This window comes from [Borrelia] turdi, from assembly GCF_030439285.2.
GTDB lineage: Bacteria > Spirochaetota > Spirochaetia > Borreliales > Borreliaceae > Borreliella > Borreliella turdi.
In genome coordinates, this window is sequence record NZ_CP179627.1 from 1 (window position 1) to 8,968 (window position 8,968).

General features: G+C 23.9%; 9 protein-coding genes. 5 read left to right on the forward strand and 4 right to left on the reverse strand.

Annotation, left to right across the window (positions count from 1 at the left end; all coding sequences use genetic code 11):
• Positions 1-168: 168 nt before the first annotated feature.
• The 4 genes from QIA31_RS06205 (at position 169) to QIA31_RS06220 (ending at position 3,960) form a co-directional block, all read left to right on the forward strand.
• On the forward strand, positions 169-1,284 hold the full coding sequence (locus QIA31_RS06205; RefSeq protein ID WP_418905503.1) for a plasmid maintenance protein: 1,116 nt from the start codon (positions 169-171) through the stop codon (positions 1,282-1,284).
• 9 nt (positions 1,285-1,293) lie between these two features.
• Entirely contained in the window at positions 1,294-1,863 is a 570-nt protein-coding gene (locus tag QIA31_RS06210; RefSeq protein ID WP_418905504.1) for a DUF226 domain-containing protein, read from the forward strand.
• A 97-nt stretch (positions 1,864-1,960) separates the two neighbouring features.
• Positions 1,961-2,530, forward strand: a complete 570-nt coding sequence (locus tag QIA31_RS06215; RefSeq protein ID WP_418905505.1) for a chromosome replication/partitioning protein — start codon at positions 1,961-1,963, stop codon at positions 2,528-2,530.
• A 494-nt stretch (positions 2,531-3,024) separates the two neighbouring features.
• Positions 3,025-3,960, forward strand: a complete 936-nt coding sequence (locus tag QIA31_RS06220) for an ERF family protein (protein WP_418905506.1) — start codon at positions 3,025-3,027, stop codon at positions 3,958-3,960.
• Positions 3,961-4,066: 106 nt separating this feature from the next.
• On the opposite strand, the gene QIA31_RS06225 is transcribed toward QIA31_RS06220, so the two are convergent.
• The 3 genes from QIA31_RS06225 to QIA31_RS06235 form a co-directional block, all read right to left on the reverse strand.
• The gene (locus QIA31_RS06225) at positions 4,067-4,393 is read right to left on the reverse strand and encodes a hypothetical protein (RefSeq protein ID WP_418905507.1); all 327 of its coding nucleotides are present in this window, start codon (positions 4,391-4,393) and stop codon (positions 4,067-4,069) included.
• 288 nt (positions 4,394-4,681) lie between these two features.
• Entirely contained in the window at positions 4,682-5,038 is a 357-nt protein-coding gene (locus QIA31_RS06230; RefSeq protein ID WP_418905499.1) for a hypothetical protein, read from the reverse strand.
• A gap of 36 nt (positions 5,039-5,074) precedes the next feature.
• Positions 5,075-5,251 (reverse strand): hypothetical protein, encoded by a 177-nt coding sequence (locus QIA31_RS06235; RefSeq protein WP_418905500.1) that lies wholly within the window; start codon positions 5,249-5,251, stop codon positions 5,075-5,077.
• Positions 5,252-6,547: 1,296 nt separating this feature from the next.
• Here QIA31_RS06235 and QIA31_RS06240 point away from each other — a divergent pair.
• Positions 6,548-7,333, forward strand: a complete 786-nt coding sequence (locus QIA31_RS06240; RefSeq protein WP_418905501.1) for a site-specific integrase — start codon at positions 6,548-6,550, stop codon at positions 7,331-7,333.
• 93 nt (positions 7,334-7,426) lie between these two features.
• Here the strand turns inward: QIA31_RS06240 and QIA31_RS06245 are convergent, their stop codons facing one another.
• Entirely contained in the window at positions 7,427-8,767 is a 1,341-nt protein-coding gene (locus QIA31_RS06245; RefSeq protein ID WP_418905502.1) for a DUF244 domain-containing protein, read from the reverse strand.
• Positions 8,768-8,968 lie beyond the last annotated feature (201 nt).

Here is an 8,968-nt window from a genome sequence, read left to right on the forward strand (position 1 = left end):
TAGCTTAACTTAAGCTTAAAATCAATTTTTTTTTACTAAATCGTAAAAAGTGTATTGAATTAATGATATTAATAATTAAAATTTAATATGTTTTAGGAAAGTGTTTACTTTTAAATAAAAATTATGCATTATAATATTAAACATATATTACCATATAGGAGAAAAAATATGACAAAAGTTACAACCCATAAGAAAAGTCCAAATTGCTACAACAAACACCAATACAAATTAATAGTTCTTATCTCAACACTAGACTACATAAACAAAAACTATAAGAAATACACTCAAAGCAACATATTCTACTACTTTAATAAAAACTTAAAAAGAAATGGTCAAAATCCCGTTAAGCTAAAAACACTGCAGAATTATCTTTATGAATTAGAAAAACAATTTAAAGTTACAACCAATTATCACAAACGCTTAGGGGTGAATTTTGGGACCGAAATATACTATCAACTTAATTTTTCTAAAAAAGATTGTCATACAAAGATAAATAAATACTTTCAAGAAAAAAAAGATTTAAGATACCAGAAAAGGGTTGAAATAGGCCTTAAAGAGAAATTTACTAAAAATGGGAGTGTAGATATTGGGGGGTGTTTAAGTAATAAAAATAATAATATAAAAGAAGAAAAAGAAGAGATAGATAATTCAATAGAAAAATTTCAAATAATAAAGTACTTCAATAAATGTAACTTTTTATCTAAAAAATCCCTCTTTCTTTTATTGAATTTAAATATTGAGAAAGATAAATTGATTAAAATATTTAAAGCCATAAAAAGATATGAAATTGAAATAACAAAAAATAAGAAGATTTTTTCAAATAAACCTTGCTTTAAAGAGAAGCAAAACAAATTAAAAGAAATTTTAGAAAATACCCAAAAAGAATTTGAAAAAAATGGATATAGTGCCAAACAATTAAAAATAAATTTCCAAAAAACATATGAAAATTACAAAAATAAGCCGCATTTTATTATTGAGTATCATAAATACAATGATTTAAGTACTATAAAACGTAAATTAGAAAAATCAATTGAATTGAAAAAAGAAAATCCACAAAAAAATTATGAAAACATAAGGATAAACATTTTTAATATACTCATTGAACAACTAAAAGAAAAGGCAAATATTGAATTTTTAAAGCCAATTGTAAAAACTTATCTGAATAACAAAAATAAAATAGAATACAAAAAAGTATTTGGCACATATTATTATGAATTATTAAAAATAATAGAAATTGAAAACAATTCTTTAAAGCTAAAAGAATTTGGCAAAAAGGTTGTGTAAGGATTAAACATGGAAACCGCAGTTGAACCTACAAAAAAAGGTAAATGCAAAGTTGAATGTCAAAATAAAGAACGATTCATAAAAATTGAAAAAGAGAATGGTAAAGCAATGTACCATACAAAAATAATGATGGATTTATACAAATTTGGAGTTTATGAGAATAAAAAAAAGAAAAAAAATGAATTTCGAGTGTCATTAAGAGCCTTACATAATGGAGAAAGAATTGTCCAAGAAACTCACTTATATCCTATAAAAGAAGGGGACAAATTTTTGGGGATTTTTTATGGATTTAGAAAGCCAATAAATAAAGCTTTTGTAAAGTATGAAGTAAACGGAAATAGAAAATCTTATGGATTTGCAAGAGCATATTATATGGAGGTTAGATTTAAAGCAGGAAGTGTTTTTTTCTACTTTAAGGGATTATACCGCTTATTATTTAAAGAGAAAATGAATAATCACTACAACAAAATATTGTTTAATATGTTTACAGATTTAGAAAAACAAGTATATGAATTTTATGGGAAAAAATACCCAGAACAAGGGCCACTTACAAAATGGATAATAAAAAACCTAAAATAATAACAATTGTGTCAATTAAGGGCATTCTTGATAAAATTTTTATATGTATGTAAAATCTATTTTTATAAAAACTTTCTAGAAATAAGGGGGATTTTTTATGGCAATAAAATTCAAAAAAAAAATGAAAGTTGTAACAAAAAAAATAAATAATAGTGTTGAACAAAATTCAATTATTGATGAAAGTAAAATTTCTTATTACAAAACACTAAAGGAAAAGTTAAAAGCCAATTTCAAAAAAGAAATTGTCCACAAAGTGGAGAATATTAGAATTTTAAAAGAAATCAAAGATAATAAATACTATAAATTAGATGGATATAGAAGTTTTGATGCTTTTACAAAAGAATTTTATGTCGCAAAAAGTCAAGCATATAAGTATTTAAAATTAGCAGCAGCACTGCAAGACGGTGTTCTTAATGAGAATTATGTAATAGAAAATGGTATTCATAATTCTTTTAATTATATAAAAGATAAAGAAAGTCCATTGTTAAAAAAATCTAAGCAAAACCCAGTAAAACCGTTAAGGCTGCAACTTAAAACTAAAGAAATTATTTATGATTTTTACAAAAGCAATTCTAAATTTACTAATTTTATGATGAACGAAATTTTTGAAAATCAAAAAGATTTAATTCATAAGCTTATGAAGAAATATTCCGAACTAAAAATATAATTCTAGATCAACGCAAGTTAGCTATTATGCAATATATGTAATATCAAGTTGGGGTTTTTATGGGTTATAACTTCTTTCATAAACTTACTCCTTTTATTTTCAATAAATAATTATAATTAATATTAATATTGTAATGCAAAATTGTGATTTAAAAGTAAATATTTTTCTAAAAAATATTAATTATTATTATCACTAATTTAATATACTTTTTATAGTTTAGTAAAAGAAAATTGATTTTAAGCTTAAGTTAAGCTACTACTACAAATAGTAGTAGTGTAACTTTTTAGTTTAACTACCTATATATGATAATTTGCAAAAAATAATGATAAGGGTTTAGCTTAGTTCTTTTGATAAGAGAATATAGCTAAGCCCTAATTTTTTCCTATTAAAGAGAAATTTAAGTTCTAAATTTTTTGAAAAGGTTTTTGTAAAAAAGTTGACAAAAAAAGTTTTTGTTATACAATTATTTATAACCATATAGGAGGTTGACGATTATGTCACACACAAAAAAAAATCAAAAAAATAATATACGAGCAGAAATTAACTTTATAAGCGATATGAAAACCCTAAGGATGAACTTAGCAGGAATTGAGAAAAATCTTAAAGGATATGGCTATAAATATCAGAATTTCAATGATATAGTAGAAGAAATTTATAACGTTATTGAAAAGCACAATTTACAACTTGATTTTAAGCAATTTCCAACTTTTACACACGATCCGTATGGTAGAGTTCATATTGTTAGAACCACATTTTATAGTACAAATACTGGGTATAAAGACTCATTTGATACACCAATACTTACAGAAAATTTAAAATGTCATAATGAAAATGGTTCTAAAAATGTTAATACAACGCCACAACTTGTGGGCTCATCAATTACTTATTTCAAAAGATACGCTTTAGTTGCATATCTTAACATAAGAAGTGAAGTGGACACTGATGCAACGCCTATAAACAATAATGGTTATAAAAATGAAAATTCTACTATGTCTAGCAAACAAGTTAGTGTTAATCAAGAACAAAAAAAAGACATAAATCAAAACCAAAATCAAATAAAAAATTTTAATAAAAAGTTGAAAATTGGAAAATCATATTGCTATGAAATTTTTAGAAACGCGTTATTTAATATAAAAAATTGGGTAAATGAAGATACAGAAAAAAGTAATATAAAGGCCTTAATAAGGGCGTTATGTGTTGATAATGATGATGTTTTAGATAATATTTTTGAAAAAGATTTAAAGCTTAAAAGCATAGAATATTGGGCAAAAATTTTAAAAGACTATTTCAATAAAACTAATAAATTGGATGATCTAAATAAGTTTGAAAAATTTATGCTTGATAAAGAGTCCATTTATGAAACAAGTGTATTAAAATTTTTTTGTATGTTAAAAGAAGAAAGACAATTTGATGATATATTTTCATTGTAATAATTTGGATTAATACCAATATTTCCCTTATTTAGGGAAATATTAACTGATTGTTGAACTATTATATATCTAAATCAAAGATTATAGAAATAATAGTTCACACTATCTATTTTTTATTTAAATTCTTTTCTAAATCATTTATCTTAATATTTAAATTATCTATTTTTTTATGTAAATTTTTTTCTGAAGTTTCTATCTTGGAAATTAAACTATCTATTTTTTTGTTAAAACTTTTTTCTAAAGTTTCTATTTTGTAGTTATAATTTTTTTCTATATTGTCCATTCTTAAATTTGAATTAATAATTAAATTATCTGTCTTTTTGTTAAGATTATTTTCTAAAGTTTCTGTTTTGTAATTTATAGTATCTAGCGCAAGCTTTAAATTATTTTCTACACTATCTTTTAGCAACTTTAAATTTTTTTTTATATCCACTATTTTACGCTTTAGCCCCTAATAACATAATTGTATTATGAAAAAAGAAAATATATTATCTTTTCACCAAAACCCATTTTTGTAAATTTGTTTTTTGTGTTTTCTATATCTAATAATTTATTCTCTAAATTCTTCATAAAATCCCCTTATTATCCTTATAAGGATATATAAATAATAATATTTATTGTAAATTATTTTATATAGTGCAATTAATATTAGAATTATTTGTTTTAGCGTTGTCTAAAAAGGGAAAATTACTAAGTAGGCCTGGATTCATAAATTTCTGTACTATTTGCTAAGCTTAGCAAATATCCACGAAACAATACTAATAAAAATAGTGGTGATAAAGGGTGGTACTGTTATCAAAACAAAAATACTTTTTATATAGTATTCTTGAAATATTGTATTTATAAGCGCTTTAGTTTTGTAAAATTCTTTTTTAATGTCTTTTATATCATTTTCTAAATCATTCATTTGGGCTTCTAAATTAAAAATTTTATTACCTAGGAGTGAAGTGTCTTTTGATGTATTTTCTTTTATAATGGATATTTCTTTTTTTATATTTTCTACATTATTATAAATATTATTTTGTGAAATATTTTTTTTATCATATGAATTCAAATTATATTTGTTAATATTTGACATTAGAAAAAGCCTCAAATTTTGTATGAATAACTAGCATTAATTTTCTAAATTGCGAATTATGAGTCCTTGACGCTCATATCGATGAATACAAGACATTAGTAGCTCATTTTTTGTCTTTTTATGAATTTTACAAGAAGTTGTTTGCTTGTCTATTGTTCCAAAATGTATTTTACAAGAATTTATAAACACAACAAAAACACAAAAAATAAACATTTTTTTATTATGAACCTTCTCCAAACTTTTAAAAGTAAAGCAAATATATATAATTACAATATGTTTTTTTAAAATACAAAAGAAAAAAAATTTCAAGAAACAGTTTAATTGTTTTTGAAACAATTAAATTTCAATTTTTTATAGATTTAATTAATTTAACTTGTTACATTTCCCATTACATATTAACAAACTGCAAATGTAATACTAATGAAATTTTTTAGAATTCTCCATCATAAAAATTAGCTTCTTTAAAGCGGATTAAAAAGGGCATACATAGCAAATTTTTGAGTTTTTTATATATATTAGACGTAGTATATACTATAAGCCGTGTAATACCCTTAATATCCTAACTTCTTGCTATTTTAGCAACCTTATAGCCCAAATTTTTTATTTATTGAACGGCACTTCTGTTTAAAAATACTTTACTATTTTTTCTATAATTTGAATTGTAATTCAACGTAATTTTTATTAATTTGTTACTAACGCCTAGAATATATTCAATTTTGCATACATCAATATTTATTTGATTTTAAAAAAAACCACTGCAAATTTACCCACACAAAGATAGTAAAAATTAACAAAAACCACTAAATAAAAACAAATTCTTTTTTGTTTGAAGAATTAATTTTGACCAGATATTTTAATCCTGATATACAGCGTTTTTCTTACAAAAGATTAATTAAAAATTATGACGAAATTTGTGTCGCTTGTAGGGCTAAAAATAGACAAAATAAACAATCTTATTGTGGGTTAATAAATTTTTACTGTGCGTATATTTTGGCTGCCTAAAACTTAATAATTTGGGCCTAGAAAATAAAATCAAAATTAGTTTTAATTTTTATTGATTTTTTCTTGCCGTATTGCTGCAATAAACTAACAAAACTAATTAATAACCAGTTTTATTAGTCTTTATATGGAGATTATTTCAAATTTTATAGATTTCAACAAAAAATTAGTATTAAAATCCACAAAAATATTTTTGTTTTATAGGGTATACCCTACAGTATCTATCAAAGATATAGAGTCAAAAATATATAAATGCAATATATTCTATCACTTCATTTTAAAGTTTTTGTTATATTTAGAATAACGTTTATGTAGCTACATTTATGTTCACTTAAAAATTGCTTTTTTGCTTATTACAGTTATTCTAGCCCGAATTTTGCATACAATTAAAACTTTTTTAGTTTGACTAATATTGGTAATTCTTGATAAAATTTGATGTAAAATTAATATAAATTGATATTATTTTATTTTGATATTTAATTTTGTTTGATTTAAAAGTGGAGTTAAAAAATGGAAATTAATGATTATCTAGATTTTAAAAAAAACACTGCACAAGCGATACTTAAGATTCATGAAGATTATCAAAAAATACTACAAATAATAGGTAAAAATAAAACCTTAAAAAGCAGTATAAAAAAATCAACTGAAAATAAACAAGAAAATTCTAAACCCCCCGCTAAACTGTACTTAAATCCAAAAACCAATCAATTAATTAAAAAATGTGTTAAAACCTTAAAACAAATTGACCCAATATCTGGTTGGTTTGTACATTTATTGGTAATAAGTGGGTGTAGGGGCGCCGAACTGCAAAAAGTAAAAATGCAAGATATTTCATCCTTTTTAAGCAAAACCGGAAAAACTTTATACAACATAAAAGTAAATGTAGTAAAAAAAAGAATTAATACTTGTGTTAGAGAATTTGTTATAAATTCAAAAGAATTTAATGCTATTCAAAAAGTGCATGAAGATTATTTTAAAGAAAAAAATCTTAATACAAGTCGTACGTATTTTTTTCAAAAAACCAAACATAGATTTAAAGATAATCGAATTAACATTGACCATATTGCTAAAAAATTCAAAAAGTTACTTAGAAGGTGGGGGTTTAGGGCCAATAAATCACTCCATTTATGTAGAAATTTGTTTATTTTCAATTTAAAAGCTAGCGGCTACAATTCTTTTCAAATAAAAGAACTTATGAAATACTCTTCAACATATGAAATTGATAATATTTATGGACTATCTTCTGCAAGTAAAATTCAAGCGTATGAGTGCGTAAAGGATAGTATTGGCTTATAAGTCACCCATTTAAGCTTAAATGATGAATATCTTTATTTTTGACATATAATCTATGCCAACCAATTTTCTTTGGCAATTTTTTTTTCCGTGTCCCTATTCAACGGGGACACGGGGACTATTTGAAAACGCTATATTGTTAAAAAAGAATACTTTTTCACTTGTTGGTAATAGGCCCTTTAATCTATCTGATATAGCCCTTTTATTCGGATCATAATTAAACATAAATTCTTTAAATTTATAATTTACATGATTGATAAGTGGATATTTACGCATAATTTCATCAATTTTAATTTTGAGTAGTTCTTTAATAGGTTTTTCTTTTTTTTTGTTTTCATTTTGAATTTTGTTCAGTTCTGCTTTTAAATTTTTAATTTCAAAAAGAGAACACTCAAGATTTATAGCAGACTGCTCGGTTTTAATCTCAAGGTCTACACACTCAACATACTCTACAAATTCTTTTGCCCAATTAAACTCAACTCCAGATTGATAAAAATCACTTTTTTCTACTAAATCTTCAATTTCTTCAACAAACTTATTGAATGTATCATTATCAATATTGTTTGATATCAATAACTTATTCTTATCATTTTTAATGATTTTGTTTCTTAAATCGAAAACTTCTTGCTCACATTTTTTAACAAATTCAAGCACTTTTGCTATTAAAGAATTATTTCTTTTTATCTTACAATTAACCGGTGCAGCGCCTATTAAAAAGAATAAATTGCAATTCTCAAGTCCAGTACATGCTAACTGAATTTGCGCTTGTACATAGTATTTGAAAAAATACTTGCTACTCAAGAAATTGCCATTTTTATTGTACTCTTCAATGGCACTACTCATATAATTAGAATCGCTACTTTTAATTTCTAAAAGTTCTAAATCACCATTATTATTAATAAGCCAACTGTCAATTGTTGAGCCCACTAAAGTTTTTGAATTTTCCATTTTTTTGAAATAATTATATTTATCAACACCATTGGCATATTTATTTTTATACAAAACCGCAATATTATCACCGTGTGCCTTTATAAATTCTCTAAATCCTAAATTTTCTAACTCTTTGCCCTTAAGCATATATAAATTCTCTTCAAAAGGCATACTTATACCAAAATATTTAAGCACTCTATTTACCATTAAATCTTTTAGACCTACGCCACCAATAAGAATATTTCCTACTTCGCTAGCGCCATATTTATCAAGTTTGTTTCTTTGCGCGCTAAAATCAAAATTGCGGTCGAATTTAAAACATTCTTTACTGCTTATTTTAGGCAATTTTTTACCTATCTTGCTTAATTTGCTTTTTTCTTTAGTTGGAGTGGATTTTTCTTCAAATACTTCGAAGCCAATAAAACTTTGTTGATTAACATGTATTATTCTGGATTTTATGTTTATATTGTTATTTTGTATTTCTTGATTATTTGTTATGTGTGACATAATCGTCAACCTCCTATATGGTTATAAATAATTGTATAACAAAAACTTTTTTTTACCAAATTTTTTACAAAAACTTTTTCAAAAAATTAGGGTTTAGCTATATTCTCTTATCAAAAGAACTAAGCTAAACCCTTATCATTATTTTTTGTAAATTCCATATAGGTAGTTAAACTGAAAAGTTACACTACATCATTTGTAGTT